Annotated in this window: 14 protein-coding genes and 3 tRNA genes; 9 read left to right on the plus strand and 8 right to left on the minus strand. The window is 48.6% G+C overall.

Annotated features, from left to right (window positions below; genetic code table 11):
- Nucleotides 1-3 precede the first annotated feature (3 nt).
- From HMPREF1493_RS01215 to HMPREF1493_RS01225, 3 genes are read right to left on the minus strand one after another with little or no spacing between them, the layout of a single operon-like run.
- Entirely contained in the window at nucleotides 4-417 is a 414-nt protein-coding gene (locus HMPREF1493_RS01215) for an FHA domain-containing protein (protein ID WP_012809422.1), read from the minus strand.
- Nucleotides 417-1,541 (minus strand): FHA domain-containing protein, encoded by a 1,125-nt coding sequence (locus tag HMPREF1493_RS01220; RefSeq protein ID WP_035427174.1) that lies wholly within the window; start codon nucleotides 1,539-1,541, stop codon nucleotides 417-419. Before HMPREF1493_RS01220 ends, HMPREF1493_RS01215 begins: the two co-directional genes overlap by 1 nt.
- Nucleotides 1,528-3,324, minus strand: coding sequence for a serine/threonine-protein kinase (locus HMPREF1493_RS01225; protein ID WP_035427176.1), 1,797 nt, complete (start codon nucleotides 3,322-3,324; stop codon nucleotides 1,528-1,530). The genes HMPREF1493_RS01220 and HMPREF1493_RS01225 overlap by 14 nt, the downstream gene beginning before the upstream one ends.
- Before the next feature lie 133 nt (nucleotides 3,325-3,457).
- Here HMPREF1493_RS01225 and HMPREF1493_RS01230 point away from each other — a divergent pair.
- Nucleotides 3,458-3,544: transfer RNA gene (locus HMPREF1493_RS01230), tRNA-Leu, on the plus strand.
- A 40-nt stretch (nucleotides 3,545-3,584) separates the two neighbouring features.
- Here the strand turns inward: HMPREF1493_RS01230 and HMPREF1493_RS01235 are convergent.
- On the minus strand, nucleotides 3,585-3,803 hold the full coding sequence (locus tag HMPREF1493_RS01235; protein WP_035427177.1) for a DUF6724 family protein: 219 nt from the start codon (nucleotides 3,801-3,803) through the stop codon (nucleotides 3,585-3,587).
- A 109-nt stretch (nucleotides 3,804-3,912) separates the two neighbouring features.
- Between HMPREF1493_RS01235 and serS the strand changes: the two genes are divergently transcribed.
- A complete protein-coding gene (gene serS, locus HMPREF1493_RS01240) occupies nucleotides 3,913-5,196 on the plus strand; it encodes a serine--tRNA ligase (RefSeq protein ID WP_035427179.1) in 1,284 nt (427 codons plus the stop codon).
- Between the two features lie 141 nt (nucleotides 5,197-5,337).
- Nucleotides 5,338-5,658 carry a hypothetical protein gene (locus tag HMPREF1493_RS01245; RefSeq protein ID WP_035427181.1) on the plus strand — a complete coding sequence of 107 codons (321 nt, stop codon included), beginning with the start codon at nucleotides 5,338-5,340 and terminating at the stop codon, nucleotides 5,656-5,658.
- A gap of 36 nt (nucleotides 5,659-5,694) precedes the next feature.
- On the opposite strand, the gene HMPREF1493_RS01250 is transcribed toward HMPREF1493_RS01245, so the two are convergent.
- The 4 genes from HMPREF1493_RS01250 to HMPREF1493_RS01265 form a co-directional block, all read right to left on the minus strand.
- Nucleotides 5,695-5,771: transfer RNA gene (locus HMPREF1493_RS01250), tRNA-Arg, on the minus strand.
- A gap of 112 nt (nucleotides 5,772-5,883) precedes the next feature.
- Nucleotides 5,884-5,974, minus strand: a tRNA-Ser gene (locus HMPREF1493_RS01255).
- Between the two features lie 55 nt (nucleotides 5,975-6,029).
- Complete coding sequence (gene gluQRS / locus HMPREF1493_RS01260) at nucleotides 6,030-6,965, minus strand: tRNA glutamyl-Q(34) synthetase GluQRS (protein ID WP_035427182.1); 936 nt, start codon at nucleotides 6,963-6,965, stop codon at nucleotides 6,030-6,032.
- A gap of 2 nt (nucleotides 6,966-6,967) precedes the next feature.
- Complete coding sequence (locus tag HMPREF1493_RS01265; RefSeq protein ID WP_035427183.1) at nucleotides 6,968-7,597, minus strand: GNAT family N-acetyltransferase; 630 nt, start codon at nucleotides 7,595-7,597, stop codon at nucleotides 6,968-6,970.
- Between the two features lie 140 nt (nucleotides 7,598-7,737).
- On the opposite strand from HMPREF1493_RS01265, the gene purH reads away from it, so the two are divergent.
- From purH to HMPREF1493_RS01295, 6 genes are all read left to right on the plus strand, one after another.
- Nucleotides 7,738-9,327 carry a bifunctional phosphoribosylaminoimidazolecarboxamide formyltransferase/IMP cyclohydrolase gene (purH, locus tag HMPREF1493_RS01270; RefSeq protein ID WP_035427184.1) on the plus strand — a complete coding sequence of 530 codons (1,590 nt, stop codon included), beginning with the start codon at nucleotides 7,738-7,740 and terminating at the stop codon, nucleotides 9,325-9,327.
- 52 nt (nucleotides 9,328-9,379) lie between these two features.
- On the plus strand, nucleotides 9,380-10,042 hold the full coding sequence (locus tag HMPREF1493_RS01275; protein WP_035427185.1) for an aminotransferase class IV: 663 nt from the start codon (nucleotides 9,380-9,382) through the stop codon (nucleotides 10,040-10,042).
- Between the two features lie 395 nt (nucleotides 10,043-10,437).
- Nucleotides 10,438-13,992: a pyruvate:ferredoxin (flavodoxin) oxidoreductase gene (gene nifJ, locus HMPREF1493_RS01280; RefSeq protein WP_035427186.1), complete on the plus strand. Its 3,555-nt coding sequence runs from the start codon at nucleotides 10,438-10,440 to the stop codon at nucleotides 13,990-13,992.
- 149 nt (nucleotides 13,993-14,141) lie between these two features.
- Complete coding sequence (locus HMPREF1493_RS01285; protein WP_084058273.1) at nucleotides 14,142-15,554, plus strand: MurT ligase domain-containing protein; 1,413 nt, start codon at nucleotides 14,142-14,144, stop codon at nucleotides 15,552-15,554.
- Nucleotides 15,547-16,293, plus strand: coding sequence for a glutamine amidotransferase (locus tag HMPREF1493_RS01290; RefSeq protein WP_035427188.1), 747 nt, complete (start codon nucleotides 15,547-15,549; stop codon nucleotides 16,291-16,293). The genes HMPREF1493_RS01285 and HMPREF1493_RS01290 overlap by 8 nt, the downstream gene beginning before the upstream one ends.
- A gap of 84 nt (nucleotides 16,294-16,377) precedes the next feature.
- Complete coding sequence (locus tag HMPREF1493_RS01295) at nucleotides 16,378-17,001, plus strand: QueT transporter family protein (RefSeq protein WP_051479406.1); 624 nt, start codon at nucleotides 16,378-16,380, stop codon at nucleotides 16,999-17,001.

Genomic DNA, 17,001 nt, shown 5'->3' on the forward strand with positions numbered 1-17,001 from the left:
CTCTTATCGACGTCCAACACGCATAATCACATCGCCGACCTGGACTTCGTCTGTGTCGCGAAGGGTAACAGGCTGCTCGATGATGTGACCATTAACCATGGTTCCGTTTGTGGACCCAAGGTCTTCAAGTACCAGAGCAGGGCCCTGGATAGTAAAGCGGGCGTGTGAAGCAGAAACGTAAGGTTCGTCAATCACGATATCAGACGAAGGGGAGCGTCCAATAACAACGGGTCCCAAGATATCTACATGAAGACCACGTAAGGACTTGACGCCCTTCTCGACATCAACGGACCAAATAGCTCCGTCTTTGCGCTGACCGCGGACAAGACCAATGCCCGTGCGCATGACTGAGAACAGGAAGATGTACAACAGGACAACAAGCAGAACACGTCCTGCAAAGAGAATCAAATCAATCATTAGTTCTCCCGGAACTGAAGGTCCATTAGACCAATGGTAATGAGGTCTCCGTCACGCAGAATTACCTCATCTACGTCGATATCGTTGACAAGCGTTCCGTTAGTGGAGTGCAAATCAGCAATGTGCCAATCGTGACCGTCATAGGTCATCTCGGCGTGACGTCTTGAAACGTTAGGATCGCGCAAAACAACGTCTGCCTGAGAGCGCTCGCGACCAATAATGGCACGAGGAGCCTCAACGCGATACGAACGACCGCTCTGGCGATCAATCAAAATGCAGGTAGCGTCCATGTTTGCGCGTGGCGTGCCCTGCAGATTGCGAGAAGAACGACCTCCCGCGCCGTTTAATTGGGCATCAAGGGAAGGCGTGATACGACGCTGAGTCATAGGAACAGGAGCTGCTGTTGGGATAGCTCCGTTTACGGGCAGGTCTGGAAGCCCGTTTGAGCTTGGAAGAACAGGCATAGGGGTAGACTCAGCTGCTGAAACAACAGGAATTGCGCCTTGAGCCTCAACAAAGTCTGGTGGCATTACCGCAAGACCGGCGTCTGTACCAGCAAGATCTCCCAAAACCTCTGGCGTTGCATTATCTGCAGAAACGGGTCTAACTACAGACAGAGGATCTGGCTCTGGCTGTGGTTCTGGCTGAACAGCAGCGCGGGAATTATGTTGCTGAGGCATTTGAGCTGCAGCTCCTCCAACACTGGAGTTTCCACCCAAGAAAGCACGCTCTTCATTGCGTAGCTGGTCAAGCGTATTGCCGTCAACGTTTTCTGCAAAGACAGCAAATTTTCCAGGCTTCAGAGATGGGTCAACCATAAAACGAACAAGCGGCTGACCAACAAATACATAATCTTTTTGCTGAGCCTGAGCAGCCACGAAGTCAGAAACCTCTGCAGTTAGATCAGCATAAAGAGGACGCATCAGTGAATCGTCTTGAGGAGCAACTAAAACGGTATACAGGGCAGGCGCAGTGTCTACACCATCAATCTCATACGTCTCACGTTCCATCTCTTTAGCTGCGCGTTTGGCAAGCTTCTTAAAAGAGAAAGGCTCTGCGTATCCCTGAGGTGCGGCACCAAAGACCGAACCAATACGGTTTTCAAAGTCACTAAGAAAGCTCATCTAATTCCTCGCCTTCCTGATCCGCGTCAAGTGGACCTATCAGGACAATTGCAATACATACAAGTACACATAAGAATACCGTAATTAGTACAGAAACTATACTTTCAACTACCCAAAAATTGGGATTCTCCATCCAAGCTGCCCATATAAAGCCACTTGAAAGCAATATGGCGCAGACAATTTGTCCAAAAACCATCCATCCGCGACGTCTTTTCTGGCTCATAAGCGCGCCTAAAAGAGCAGATAGAGCGCATGCTCCAAAGCGAATCCAAAAAGGAAGTCCTGAGGCCAGTGAGGTGTAGTCATAGGCAAGAGGAGTTGCCGCAAAGCCCAAAGATATGCCTCTTGCAAACAGTATTCCAAAAAGATAGCTAAAAGCTCCTGTTAAAACTGCAGGTAGCGGACGCATAGTGGCGGAGACAAGCGCTGGTGCTGAAACAGGAGCAGGTAATAAAGCTCCTAATAAGCAGTTGATGCTGCTAAATTTTGAGACCCTTCCTGCAAAGGCCCACCAGATAACGCTTACCAAGGTTACAAGCGTCGCAAACGGGAATGAAGTGCTGGTAGGGCTAATGCTTACCAGGGCATATACCGCGCATGCAATGACAAGCGCAGAACCCAACGGAGTCCAAAGAGCGGCCGCCGCAGCTCCTACAAGAGAGCCCACCACAATAAACGTGAGCGATTCTGGAGCAATAAGCTGGAACAACTGGGCGAGAAGAACGCCGGCGACCAGGGCTGATACGCCACGCACGGCAGCCGAAGGCAGCCAGGGGAAGCGGATTGAGAGCGGAAGATGCTTGACGTCCCAGGTCTCGGTTTCCTCTTCTTCCGACTGTTCCACCAGGGATTTGAGGCTTTTCTCGCCCTGCTTTTCGCCGCCAAGAGGAGTCACAATTTCTTGCGCAAATTCAGACACACTGCCTTGTCGCATGGACGGTTCAGGGGAAAGTGCCTGCGTCAAGGCGGCATCTACAGCAAAGGGGACCTCGGGATCTTGTTTGAGCAGAGGAATCTTTGGGCCCTTGTAGATGTGATCAAGGGATTCTTTAGCCGTTCTGCCCGCAAATACATTGACGCCCGTTAGCGCCTGTCTCAAAACAACAGCAAGCGAGAAAATATCAGCGCGCTCGTCAACAAGCATGCCTTCAACCTGTTCAGGAGGCATGTAACCTACCGTACCTCCGCGAGCACCACCATAACCAGCAGCTGAGGCAAGTGTTGCCATACCAAAGTCAGCAAGTTTTACCGTACCCTGGCGGTCAATCATGATATTTGTTGGCTTGATGTCCAGATGGAGTACACCGTTTTCATGGGCATATTGAAGCGCTTTTGCAAGTGAAGACACCATGTGAGCAGCTTCGGTATAGGTAAGGTAGCCACCCTCAACACGAGCCAAAAGCTCCGATAAATTAAGGCCATCAACAAACTCCATGACCAGATAGGCGTAATCGCCTTCAATCTCAAAGTCATGAACAGTCACAATGTTGGGATGCGCCAGCAAACAAGCGGTTCTTGCTTCAGAAAGAGCTTCGTCAACAGTTGAAGCAAGCACGCCGGGAGTCTCGGAAGCCCCTAACAATGGCATGCGTTTAATGGCTACGCGTCTCTGCAAACGGGTATCCCAGCAGGTACAAACGGTGCCAAAGCCTCCGTTACCTCTGCGAGCAAGAACGCGATATCGGTCCAGCAAAATTTCTGGCTCAGCCGCAGGCGATGCCTGCTGAACAGAAGGTGAATGTAGATATGTAGTTTGCGTGGTCTGTGACCGCGAGTCACTCACGGCAACCTCCTGTGTTTAAAGTGTGTTTGTCGGCCGTGACTGTCTATATTCTACCGCTGAAAAGAATTTTCTTATATATCTATTGTTTTTCCATTAGAAGAAAACAAAATGTTGTAGTATTATTCCCTAGCACGCGGGTGTGGCGGAATTGGCAGACGCGTACGGTTCAGGTCCGTATGAACGCAAGTTCATGGGGGTTCAAGTCCCTTCGCCCGCACCACTTGTATTTAAAAAGCCCCTTTACGGGGCTTTTTTGTTACCTATTTGTTATCTGATTCAAAGTCAGACCAACCCTCTTGGTCGTCGCCAAGGAGATCCCAGTCGTCCTCGGTCTTTTTATGGTTGAAATACATCTTCTTAGTTTTGCGCTCTAACACAAAGGAAATGACCAAAAAGAGCAGAATTCCACCAAGTACGAGGAACAACACACCGGTCTTATCGCCAAAAAGCCAGCCGACAAATGAGTTAATTGCGTCCATAATCTAGCTCCAGAACATGTGAAGGGTTAAGAATCTGATACAAGTATATACTTGGTAAGCTATAAGAAAAAATGCACTGCTAAAAAGTGTTGATTCAAGGAGAAGCTGCATGCTTGATATCAAATTTGTGCGCGAGAATCCTGACCTCGTAGATAAGTCTTGCGAGTCCAGGCAAAACGCCCATTGGGATCGCGAGAAATTCTTTGAGCTTGACGAGGAGCGCAGAAGCGTAATTGCCGAGGTTGAGTCTCTTCAGGCAGAGCGTAACGCTGTTTCTAAGCAGATTGGCCTTCTTATGCGTGAGGGCAAGAAGGAAGAGGCTGAGGCAGCTAAAGAGCAGGTAGCAGCTAACAAAGATCGCATCGCAGAGCTTGATCAGCGCCGCGGAGAGGTTGAGGAAGAGCTCACCGCCCTTGTTGCAGCTATTCCAAACATTCCTGACGCATCCGTTCCTTATGGCAAGGATGACTCCGATAACCCTGAGGTTCGCAAGTGGGGAGAGCCAACTCAGTTTGATTTTGAGCCAAAGGCGCACTGGGATCTTGGACCCGAGCTGGGCATGATTGATTTTGACCGTGGCGTAAAGCTTGCAGGAACTCGCTTCTATCTTCTTGGCGGCATGGGCGCTCGCATGGAGCGTGCGCTTATCAACTTCATGATTGATACACATAACCAGGCAGGCTTCAAAGAGTGGTGGCCACCAGTTATCACAAATCAGGATTCTCTGTTTGGCACTGGTCAGCTTCCTAAGTTTGAAGAGGACCTCTATCACGTACAGCCTGACCTCTACCTCATTCCAACTGCTGAGGTCCAGCTTACAAACATCCATCGTGACGAGATTCTGGACGCATCTCAGCTCCCTCTGCTCTATACCGCATTCACTCCATGTTTCCGCGAGGAGGCAGGTTCAGCTGGTCGAGATACCCGTGGCATCATCCGTGTTCACCAGTTTGACAAGGTAGAGATGGTCAAGTTTGCAAAGCCTGAAGACTCGATGAATCAGCTTGAGTCCATGGTTCAGGAAGCCGAGAAGATCCTCCAGCTTCTGGGTCTTCCTTATCACGTGGTTACTCTCTGCACTGGTGACATTGGCTTCTCTGCATGCAAGTGCTATGACATTGAAGTTTGGCTCCCAAGCTATAACGCATACAAGGAGATTTCTTCTTGCTCTAACTGCTGGGATTTCCAGGCTCGTCGTGCAAACATCCGCTATAAGGATCCAGCAGAGTTCAAGGGCACCCGTCTAGTTCACACGCTTAACGGCTCCGGTCTGGCAGTTGGCCGTACCATGGCTGCAATTATGGAGAATTATCAGAACGCAGATGGCTCTGTTACCGTGCCCGAGGCGCTCCGTCCTTACATGGGTGGCATCGAGGTTATTCGACCAGAATAGTTTCTCTTTTTAATCACAATTGATTCAATCTCTGAAATGGTCTTCTAGTGAATTGTGAAGACCATTTCTTTTACTGATTTATAGAACATATGTTCTATAAATTTGCTATACTGAGATCAGTAAAGGAAGAAAGAGGTGGCTATGAAAGGTCTGGTAGAGGTACAGAAAGAAATTGTATTAAGGCAGTTTGTTCAGGGCAGTGCGGCAATAATTGGATTCGGCCACAAGGAGTTTTATTCAGAGATCCATATTGCATCAGAGCAACTTGCAACTTTAAGAAAGTGGATTTCAGACCAAGGCAGAGTGGGTTTAAAAGATCTAAGTCCACAAGGGTATCTGGAGGTCATCATGGCGGAAACATGCATGGCTGAGGTAATGGATGAGCTTGATGAAGCTGGTATTTCTTATCAGTATTTGTATGCAAGCTCTTCCGGCGAAGTAGCTTTAAGACCAGGTAGATAATAAAAAAGAGCTCCCGAAGGAGCTCCTAAGTTCAAGTGGTGCGGCGTATAGGATTCGAACCTATGACGCCCTGATTCGTAGTCAGGTCCTCTATCCAGCTGAGGTAACGCCGCGTGCAAGTAGATAGAATGCCATTTTCCAGTTGAAAATGCAAGACTAATCTTAGAAAAAGTTCTTCTTGGTAAGAAAAAAGCTCGTTGCAGAGATGCAACGAGCAGAAAATTCTGGCGGAGAGCTGGGGATTCGAACCCCAGATGGGCTTGGGGCCCATACTCGCTTAGCAGGCGAGCACCTTCGGCCTCTCGGTCAGCTCTCCAAAATGGGTGCTTGAGAATGATACCCCGAACTGGCGTCACTCACAATAAGACATTTTACAAAACATATGAAAAATGCTCAACAACCACGTTTTTTCGGTGAGCGCGAAGTACATCCCATGAAAAGCGATTGGCAACTTGTACTGCAGAAAGAGGTTCTTCTTTTTCTGCAAGACCTATGCAATAAGCCAGAAAGCCAAGAATCTCTTCTGGTGTTTTTCCTTGGTCTCTCAGAACACCAAGATCTAGATCGTGATTGCGTTTAGAAAGTCTCCTGCCATCTGGCGCAACAAGTAGTGGGAGGTGAGCATAGATGGGATGAGAAAAACCAAGCACGTCTTGTAAATAAAGTTGTCTGGGAGTAGATGAAAGAAGATCTGATCCTCTAACTACTTCAGTTACGCCCATGTCAGCATCGTCAACTACTACAGCAAGTTGATAGGCAAAGACGTCATCTGCACGTTGAACAATAAAGTCTCCGCATGATCCAGCAAGGTTTTGTGATGTAGGACCGTAGACTTTGTCTTCAAACGCGTAGGTCTTATTAGGAACTCGTATGCGAGTTGCTGGAATTTTATGTTTGGAAAGCTCTTTACGCTCGGATTTGCTCAGGTCGCGGCAGGTTCCCGCATAGACATATGCACCATCGCTGGCATGAGGGGCTTGTGCAGCGTGTAAGTCTGCTCGGGAACAAAAGCAAGGATACAAGAGTCCCTGCTGCCTCAAATCTAAAAGAGCGTCCTGGTAGAGCTCCGTGCGTGTGCTTTGGTAATACGGACCTTTGTCCCAAGTTAGTCCCAACCACTGTAAATCATCCAGGAGAAGAGAGGTGTATTGAGGATTATGAGCACGAATATCTAAGTCTTCAATGCGAAGAATTAAGCTGCCATTTTGGGAGCGAACGCTGGCCCAAGCCATAAGCGCTGAGAAAACGTTGCCTAGGTGCATCCTTCCAGAAGGAGTTGGCGCAAATCTTCCAATGCAAGAACTCATTCTTAGAGATCTCCCGCATAGATATAGGCAAATCCAAAGTCTTGTCCGTTCGCTTTAACCGGAGCTTCATCTTTACAGACAAGACCCTTGTGTTGATAGAAACTAATGTCGCAGTCATCATCTGTTGCAAGGAAGCAATGCTTAGCTCCTTGTTCTTTCAAAAAATTGAGCATATAGGAAAAGAGCATACCGCCGACACCTTTTCCTTGAGCAGCAGGGCTTACGCAGAATAGTGTAATTTCCCACTTGGGAATTTTGACTCCTTCATTCCAGTATTTGCGGATCAGATTTGATTCGACGGTACCAGCGGCTTCATAACCTTCAAAGTCTTTCGGGCTTAAGAGCTTTTTAGCTGTAATGGTTGAGGCATTTTCAAGCTCAATCCATTTCTGCTTATCTTCTGGATCTTCTCCGTTGGAGCAGAAAATAAAGCCGAGAACTGTATTTCCGTGTTTTGCAACAAAACGATGAGTTGAAACACCAATGTAGTAAGAAATATCAATGGTAGCCAGAGACCTACTGGTTTCTTTAGATTCATCGCCGTCCAAGTACCAGACGCGTTCAACGATTGAGATAAGTTCTGGTAAGTCAGTATCTTCGAAGGGGACTATGATTGGAGTATCGGCAGACATATGAAACAGTTCCTTTCAGGTGTTTTACAGCGGAAGATTATAGAATAGTTTCAAGTTTGTTTACATCTAGTACGTAGTGTTTCGCAGCTGATAGGCTGTAAGTGTTTCTGATAGCAAGTGTCGAACACAAAGGAGCGGCAATGGCTGAGGCCCCTATCAAACGTGCACTAATCTCGGTAACAGACAAAACAGGTATTGTTGAATTTGCACAGACTCTTACTAAAGAGTTTGGTGTAGAGGTAATTTCAACAGGAGGAACTGCAAAAATCCTCGAAGAGGCTGGTGTGCCTGTAGTTCCTATTGAGTCTTATACCGGATTTCCAGAGATGATGGACGGCCGCGTTAAGACGCTGCATCCTCGTGTTCATGGTGGTCTTTTATGCCGTAGAGATAATCCCGGTCATGTCGCAGACGCAGAGAATAATGGTATTGGCATGATTGACCTGGTCTGCGTTAATCTCTATGAGTTTGAGAAGACTGTAGCTGATCCATCAGTAACTCTTGAAAATGCAATTGAGCATATCGATATCGGTGGACCTTCAATGCTCCGCTCTGCTGCAAAGAATAATGATTTTGTTACGGTTGTTGTTGATCCGGCAGATTATGGTCGTGTTCTTGATGAGATGCGTGTCCATGACGGTGCAACTACAAGGGCTTCTCGCCAGCAGCTGGCTTTGAAGGTATTTAAGACAACGGCTGCATACGATGGCGCTATTGCCGCATACCTTTCTGGTGTTGTTGAAGCAGAGCAGAGTACATTCCCAGAGACTTTGCTGGTAAAGGCAACAAAAGAACAAGATCTTCGTTACGGAGAAAATCCTCAGCAGTCCGCAGCGTTTTATAAGATGCCTGGAGCTCCCGCACACTCTCTGGCAAACGCTCAGCAACTTCAGGGCAAGCCCTTGTCTTACAACAATTTACTTGATACTGATGCAGCCTGGGCTGCTGTTCGTGAGTTTGATGAGCCATCAGTCATTATTTTGAAGCACCAGAATCCTTGTGGATCTGCTACGGCAGAAAATGTTGTTGAGGCATACGATCGAGCATTTGCTTGCGATCCAATCTCTGCGTTTGGTGGAATTATTGCAGTTAATAGAGAGGTTCCTCTGGAGTTTGTTGAGCACTTTGCAGACATCAATAAGCAGTTTGTTGAGGTTCTTATTGCACCAAGCTTTACAGAAGAGGCTCTTGAGCGCCTGTCAAAGAGAACAAATCTTCGCGTCTTAGCTACGGGCGGAATCGATAGAAGCCGTGAGCTCGAAATGAAAACTGTTGACGGCGGATTGTTGGTGCAAGACCTTGATCATGCAGATGAAACCGCAGAGAGCTTTGAGGTTGTTACCAAGCGCCAGCCAACTTCAGAAGAGCTGAACGATTTGGTATTTGCTTGGAAAGTTTGTAAGACCGTTAAGTCAAATGCAATTTTGGTTGCAAAAGATCAGGCTGGAATTGGTATGGGACCAGGTCAGCCTAATCGTGTTGACGCCGCTCTTCTCGCGTGTGAGCGTGCAGAGGCAGCTTGTGAGCGCATGGGAATTGATTCAAAGAATCTTGTGGCAGCATCTGATGCCTTCTTCCCATTCCGAGATAACGTTGACACATTAGCAGCTCATGGCGTAACGGCTATCATTCAGCCTGGCGGATCGGTCAGAGATGATGAATCTATTGCTGCTTGTGATGAATACGGCATTGCAATGGTGTTTACAGGCAAGCGTCACTTTAGGCACTAATCTGCTAATTCGGGATTAGCAGTTCATTTTAAAAAAGTTGGGGGAGGATACTGTGGATCAGGAAGAGTTAGAAGCAGCTCAGAAGTTTGAGCTTGATAATCCAGAACTTGTTTGTCGTTGGAGACTGGCTGGAGGTGTCCTCCCTCTTGATAACAGGCACTTACGTGCGCTGAGCAAGCGAGTTGTTGCGCAAAAAGAGGTTTCTCCGCACTTGATTGCTTGGGCTAAGCAGCATATTGAGGGAACGCTTAAAGAAGGGTCACAAGAGTTTCCAGATGGCGTTCTTATGATTTTGCTTGAAAGCAATGGACAGGCTGCTATGACTGTTGGACCTTACCAGTCTTTGGAAGAGCGTTCTGTTCTGTCTCTTGCGGGACGCGCAAGAATTTCACAGCGAGAAGAGCAGCAAACTCATTGTGCACCAGAGGTGCTTTGGCTGGTAAAAGACGGAAAGCTTATTGCGGGTGTCTCGGAAGAAAGCGTTCGATCGGGAGTCACAAGTTTAGTGTTAGACCTGGCACAGACTCTTCATGAGCCAACAGAGTTTAATCCAGACGTTATTGCCCAGGTATTTGATGGAACCGCCGAATTTGATGAAGCTTTCCTTACTTCAGATGAACATGGAATCGTATGTGCTTCTGATGCTCAAGGTGAGATAGGAGAGCGTTTCTTATTTGGTTACAAGAAACTTTGCGAGATCAAAGCGGCCAAGTAATCAGATAAGTGCGATATTTAAGGCTCATCCAGCAAAGGGTGCGCAACGCACGATGAAGCTGTCGCACGTTGAGCGCCTACGTAAAAATCTGTCTGTTTTTCAGACAGATGGCTTCTTGTGTACTTGAATATTTTGTCGATTTACAAAAAACTTGCACTTTAGTGTTATGTTTATTTTGTAATTCCGCAGGTAGAAATTCCTACCTGAAAATAGGTATTTGTCAGCTTGTATTTCTGATTTGTTTCATTGTTTTTTTGCGCAATAATAAAAGCATTATGCGACCGCTGCCGGCCGAACTATGAAACTTGTTTCCGTAGTAACCCAGGGTCTACAGCTTTATTTTGGATCGCACAGACGCATACTGTGAGAAATCACAGATTAGGCAAGGAGAGGAAATGGCAAGAAAGTTTAAGTCCATGGACGGTAACAACGCCGCGGCTTACGTGTCGTATGCGTTTACCGAGGTAGCGGGCATTTACCCAATTACCCCATCAAGTCCAATGGCAGACTATGTTGACCAGTGGTCAGCCCAGGGTGTAAAGAACATCTTTGGTACAACCGTCAAGGTTGTCGAGATGCAGTCCGAGGCTGGCGCAGCTGGTGCTGTTCACGGTTCTCTTGGTTCAGGCGCTCTGACCACTACTTACACCGCTTCTCAGGGCCTCTTGCTCATGCTTCCAAACATGTACAAGATTGCCGGCGAGCAGCTTCCTGGTGTTTTCCACGTCAGCGCACGTACCGTTGCAACCCATGCACTGAACATCTTTGGCGATCACTCTGACGTTATGTCCGCTCGCCAGACTGGCTTTGCACTTCTCGCAGAAGGCAACGTCCAGGAGGTTATGGATCTGGCTCCTGTTGCTCACCTTGCAGCAATCAAGGGCAAGGTTCCATTTGTTAACTTCTTCGACGGCTTCCGTACTTCTCACGAGATTCAGAAGGTTGCTGTTTGGGATTACGCTGATCTGGCTGAGATGTGTGATATGGATGCTGTTCAGGCATTCCGCGATCACGCACTGAATCCAGAGCACCCATCAAGCCGTGGTTCCCATGAGAACGGCGATATCTTCTTCCAGCATCGTGAGGCATGCAACGAGGTTTATAACCAGCTGCCAGCAGTTGTTGAAGACTACATGAACCAGATCAACGCTAAGCTCGGTACTGACTACGGTCTGTTCAATTACTACGGTGCAGAAGACGCTGACCGCGTTGTTATCTGCATGGGTTCCTTCTGCGATACCCTCGAAGAGGTTATCGATTACCTGAACGCTCATGGCGAGAAGGTCGGTCTGGTTAAGGTCCGTCTCTATCGTCCATTCTCTGTAAAGCACTTTGTTGACGTTCTTCCTGAGTCCGTCAAGAAGATTGCTGTTCTCGACCGCACCAAGGAGCCGGGTTCCGTTGGTGAGCCTCTCTACGAAGACGTTGTTTCTTCCCTCTATGAGGCTGGTCGTACAGGCATTAAGGTTGTTGGCGGTCGTTACGGCCTTGGTTCCAAGGACACCCCACCATCATCCGCATTCGCAATCTTCGAGGAGCTCAAGAAGGATGCTCCTCAGCGTGAGTTCACTGTTGGTATTGTCGATGACGTTACCAACCTGTCTCTCCCAGAGGATCCTGAGGCTCCTAACACTGCAGCTGAGGGCACCATTGAGTGCAAGTTCTGGGGTATCGGCGGCGACGGTACCGTTGGTGCTAACAAGAACTCCATTAAGATTATTGGTGACCACACCGATAAATATGTTCAGGCATACTTCCAGTATGACTCCAAGAAGACCGGCGGTATCACCATCAGCCACCTGCGCTTCGGTGATCACAAGATCCGTTCTCCTTACTATGTCACTAAGGCAGACTTTGTTGCATGCCACGTTCCTGCATACATCATCAAGGGCTACAAGATGGTCCGCGACGTCAAGCCTGGCGGTACCTTCCTGGTCAACTGCCAGTGGGATGCAGAGGAGTTTGCACACCACCTGCCAGCAGAGGCAAAGCGCTACATTGCTAAGAACAACATCAACGTTTATCTGATCAACGCAATTGACCTTGCCAAGGAAATTGGTATGGGCAAGCGCACCAACACCATTCTTCAGTCTGCATTCTTTGCTCTTGCAAAGGTTCTCCCAGAGGCAGACGCACTTCAGTACATGAAGGACGCTGCAACTCATTCTTACCTGAAGAAGGGCCAGAACGTCGTCGATATGAACCACAAGGCAATCGACGCTGGCGCTACTGCATTTACTAAGATTGAGATTCCTGCTGATTGGGCTACTGCAGAGGATGCTCCAAGCACAATCACCCTTGAGGGCCGCGAGGCTCTGCTCAAGCAGGTTCGCGACATCATGACTCCAGTCTCTCGTATGGAGGGTGACGCACTGCCTGTTTCCGCATTTAAGAACCACGTTGATGGACAGTTCGAGCTTGGTGCTGCTGCTTATGAGAAGCGTGGCATTGCTGTTGTTGTTCCTGAGTGGAACGTCGAGAAGTGCATCCAGTGTAACCAGTGCGCTTATGTCTGCCCACACGCAGTCATCCGTCCATTCGTCCTTACCGACGAAGAGGTTGCTGCTGCACCAGCACAGTCTCAGTTCAAGGATGCCGTTGGTCCTAAGGCTAAGGGCTACAAGTTTGAGATTGCTATTTCTCAGCTCGACTGCACCGGTTGCTCCAACTGCGTCTACATCTGCCCTGCAGATGCTCTGACCATGAAGCCAATCGAGGAGCAGGAGTCCAAGCAGGAGATCTTTGACTACGCAGTCAACCACGTCTCCGAGAAGACCGAGCTTGTCGCTAACAACGTCAAGGCATCTCAGTTCAAGAAGCCTCTTCTTGAGTTCTCCGGTTCCTGCGCAGGCTGCGCTGAGACCAGCTACGGCCGCCTGGTCACTCAGCTCTTTGGCGATCGTATGTTCATCTCCAACGCAACTGGTTGCTCCTCCATTTGGGGTAACCCAGCTTCCTGCTCACCATTTACTACTGATGCAAATGGTCACGGTCCAGCATGGAACAACTCCCTCTTCGAGGACAACGCAGAGCACGGTATGGGTCTGATGCTTGGTCACCAGGCACAGCAGAAGCGTCTCCTGGAGCTTGCTCAGCAGCTTGTCGACGAGGATGGCGCATCTCAGGACCTCAAGGATGCTGCTAAGGCATGGATTGAGTCCGTCAACGACGCAGCTCTCTCCAAGGAAGCTTCTAAGACTTTCGTAGTTGAGCTTGAGAAATCTGATCTTGCAGCAGCTAAGGAAATCCTTGCTAACAAGAGCTTCCTCACCAAGAAGTCCTTCTGGATCTTCGGTGGCGACGGTTGGGCATACGACATCGGCTTCGGTGGCCTTGACCACGTCCTTGCTTCCGGTGAGGATATCAACGTCTTTGTCTTCGATACTGAGGTTTACTCCAACACCGGTGGTCAGTCTTCTAAGGCTTCCCGTCTTGGCCAGGTTGCACAGTTCGCTGCAGCTGGTAAGGACATCAAGCAGAAGAACCTTGCCGAGATTGCAATGACCTATGGTTACGTCTATGTTGCTCAGGTCTCCATGGGCGCAAACCTCCAGCAGACTCTCAAGGCAATTGCTGAGGCAGAGGCTTATCCAGGACCATCCCTCATCATCGGTTACTCCCCATGCGAGATGCACTCCATCAAGGGCGGCATGGCTCACGCACAGGAGGAGATGAAGAAGGCAGTCGAGACTGGCTACTGGAACCTCTATCGCTTCAACCCATCTGCACCAGCAGGTAAGAAGTTCACGCTTGACTCCAAGGCACCTAAGGGTGGCTACCAGGAGTTCCTGATGAACGAGGCTCGTTACAGCCGACTCACCCGCGAGTTCCCAGAGCACGCAGAGAAGCTCTTCAAGGAGAACGAGGAAGCCGCAATGGCTCGCTACGATCACCTTGTCCGCCTCTCCGAGCTTTACGCTGCAGAGAAGAAGGAGCAGCCTGAGGAGTAAGGTAAACTTACTTTCACGTAGCTTCAGCCGAGCCAGGACATCCTGGCTCGGCTTTTTTATGCGACATTTTTGGCGAGAAGCTCTGTGTTCTTCAAGCCCTTCTCGCGAGGTGATAAACTAGAGAGACTTTGCTCACGATGGGAGTTACTGTGGCACAAAAAAAGAGCAGACTATTTCCTGTAGCTTTTCTCGCTGCTAAAGCAACACTTGCAGCACTTAAATTGACCAACCATGAGGGCGGAACGCTGCCAGGCTTTATTGCTGAAGGCATTGATCCTGCATTTTTGGGAGACATTGCTAAGCCAGAGCAGATTGTCTTTATTACCGGTACAAACGGTAAGACAACTACCAATAACTTGCTCAACGATCTTCTCGCCGATAATGGCTACCGGACCGTTACCAACCGCGTTGGCGGCAATATTTCCAGCGGCTTTGCAAGCTCGTTTGCAAAGAACGCCACGTGGAAGGGTACGTCAAAGACTAAGCTTGCGGTTATGGAGTTTGACGAGCTCTCTGGACCTCGCATTTTCCCGTATCTGCAGCCTGATATTTTGTCTGTTACCAATTTGTTCCGCGATACGTTCTCTCGTAGCGCAACGCCAGACTACGTGTTTGACGTTATGGATAAGGGCATTCCTGCTTCAACTCATCTAATTTTGAACGCAGATGACATGATTAGCTGCAGACTTGCTCCTCAGTGCACTCATCGTACGTATTACTCCATTGCAAGGCTGGCAGAAGACACCGCAGAGCCAGTGGGCATTGTTTCAGATCTTACCGCCTGCCCCAAATGCGGTGGCAAGCTCAAGTGGGATTATGCACACCTTAGGCATCTTGGCCACGCAACTTGTGAGGAGTGCGGCTATACCAATCCAACTCCTGATTACGAGGTTATCTCAGTAGAGCCAGAGACTGGCAAATTTGTGGTCAAGGAGCACTGCCACGAGGGTGCACCAACATATGAGTACAAGCTCAACAGCTACTCTATCGTCAACCTCTACAACCTGTTTGTAGCTATCGTAACCGCGCGTGAGATGGGTCTTGCGCCTGCAACTATCGCCGCGTCTTTGCAGCGCGTTAATATTGCTTCCTCCAGGTATAACGAGATTGACTACAACGGTCGTCGTCTTATTAGCATGGCTTCTAAGGGCGAGAATGACACGGCAACCTCAGTCACCATCGATATCCTTCGCAAACAGCCAGGTGATAAGGCAATTATCATCATGATTGCTGATGCGTACATGGCAAAAGCAAAAGACCAGACAGAGTATATTGGCTGGTACTACCAGACAGACTTTGAGTTCTTGCAAGATCCAAGCGTTAAGCAGGTCATTATTTATGGAGACACTTCACTTGACCTGCAGCTTAGGCTGAGACTTGCCGGTATTGATCCAGCTAAAACCTTTGTAGCAAGCTCTCCTGAAGAGACCGCTGACCTGGTTGACCTTAACGCTTGCCAGCACGTTTTCTATGCACACGGCCTCTACAACGGTGGCATTGCCGACATCAGCAGAAACCGTATCATTGAGCGCTTGAAACAGATGGAGGCCTCCCATGAGTAATCCAGCAACTAAGATTGAGATTCTTTACCCAGAGTACGGTAACCAGGGTGGAGACAACGGAAATGCTCTCTACCTGGAGGTCTGCCTTCCAAAAGAGAACTTTGTGTACACCTCTCACGCCGCAACGCCTTACTTTGTGGAGCATACGCCATCAGCAATCATCATGGGTGGCATGACAGAAGCCCAGCAAGAGCTTATTATTTCTCGCCTTATGCCTTACAAGGACAGGCTTGCTGAGCTGGCTGATCAGGGCGTTCCTATGCTGTTTGCGGGCAACGCTTCAGAGCTTTTTGGCGAGAAAATCGTTAATCCTGACGGCTCTGAAATTGAGGCTCTGGGCCTCTTCAAGTTTACGACCACTCGCTATATGCCCCAGCGCTTCCACGATGTCCAGGTGGGAGAGTTTGATCCTGGCAATGGCAAAGAGCCTTTTGTTGTCGTTGGCTTTAAGATGCAGTTCACGCTCACCGAGGGAGATAATTCTAACTGCTACTTCCTTAAAAATAAGGTAGGTTTTGGCATCAATAAAGAAAGCAAGCTGGAAGGTTTCCGTCGCAAGAACGCTATTGCCACCTGGCTGATTGGTCCTCTCCTTCCTTTGAATCCTTATCTCACACGCTGGATTTTGGATATGGCAGGCGAGGAAGACACTCCTCTTGCTTTTGAGGAAGAGGCTGTTGCCGCATATCAAAAGCATGCTCGTGAGATGGTCTATCCAGGAATGCACCTGCATTACTAAATGTATGTCTGCGCTGCTCATTTGCTCATATATACATTTCGTCGTATCATGAACTAAATTTTTAGAGTTAACAAGGGGATTGTTTTGCCACAGGTTTCTTCAGCTTATGCAACAAAACAGCGCGCTCAGCGCCTTGCACGTATTGGTATTATTGCTGCCCTTTATGCAGCGCTTACACTTGCGGCTCTTCTTTTCTTGGGCGGTCTTGCTTGGGGTCCTGTGCAGTTCCGCATTTCTGAGGCGGTTGTGGTTATTGCGCTCTTTACCGCTGACGCAATTCCAGGACTGACGCTTGGCTGCGTTATTGCCAACCTTGCAAATATGGTCATTTCTGGCACAGGAGCTTTGGGATTGTTAGACGTAGTCTTTGGTTCTCTGGCAACTGCTCTTGGTGCATGGTTTACCTGGAAGAACAGGAAGAACGTACCGCTTGCGCTTCTGGGGCCAGTGCTTGCAAATGCCGTTATTGTGTCTGCATATCTTCCCATTTTGCTTCAGGGATTGGGATTCTACACAATTCCATTTACCACCATTGAACTTGATGGATCGTATCCTCTTATGTTCTTGTTTGGTTTTATCACCACAGGACTCGGAGAGGCTGTTGTTCTCTATGTGCTAGGAGCTCCTTTGGCTCGTGCGCTTAAGCATTCGCCTTTGCCGCAGCAGCTTGCTTCTGAGGATTCTGCTGCAGAACCAGTCGAGAACTAG

The sequence above is a fragment of the Atopobium sp. ICM42b genome (genome assembly GCA_000564995.1).
GTDB lineage: Bacteria > Actinomycetota > Coriobacteriia > Coriobacteriales > Atopobiaceae > Lancefieldella.

Excerpts from the sequence above, each read along its gene's own strand:
- serS (WP_035427179.1), top strand. The coding sequence starts at position 3,913 with ATGCTTGATATCAAATTTGTGCGCGAGAATCCTGACCTCGTAGATAAG.
- purH (WP_035427184.1), top strand. The coding sequence starts at position 7,738 with ATGGCTGAGGCCCCTATCAAACGTGCACTAATCTCGGTAACAGACAAA.
- HMPREF1493_RS01245 (WP_035427181.1), top strand. The coding sequence starts at position 5,338 with ATGAAAGGTCTGGTAGAGGTACAGAAAGAAATTGTATTAAGGCAGTTT.
- gluQRS (WP_035427182.1), bottom strand. The coding sequence starts at position 6,965 with ATGAGTTCTTGCATTGGAAGATTTGCGCCAACTCCTTCTGGAAGGATG.
- HMPREF1493_RS01290 (WP_035427188.1), top strand. The coding sequence starts at position 15,547 with ATGAGTAATCCAGCAACTAAGATTGAGATTCTTTACCCAGAGTACGGT.
- HMPREF1493_RS01215 (WP_012809422.1), bottom strand. The coding sequence starts at position 417 with ATGATTGATTTGATTCTCTTTGCAGGACGTGTTCTGCTTGTTGTCCTG.
- HMPREF1493_RS01265 (WP_035427183.1), bottom strand. The coding sequence starts at position 7,597 with ATGTCTGCCGATACTCCAATCATAGTCCCCTTCGAAGATACTGACTTA.
- nifJ (WP_035427186.1), top strand. The coding sequence starts at position 10,438 with ATGGCAAGAAAGTTTAAGTCCATGGACGGTAACAACGCCGCGGCTTAC.
- HMPREF1493_RS01220 (WP_035427174.1), bottom strand. The coding sequence starts at position 1,541 with ATGAGCTTTCTTAGTGACTTTGAAAACCGTATTGGTTCGGTCTTTGGT.
- HMPREF1493_RS01235 (WP_035427177.1), bottom strand. The coding sequence starts at position 3,803 with ATGGACGCAATTAACTCATTTGTCGGCTGGCTTTTTGGCGATAAGACC.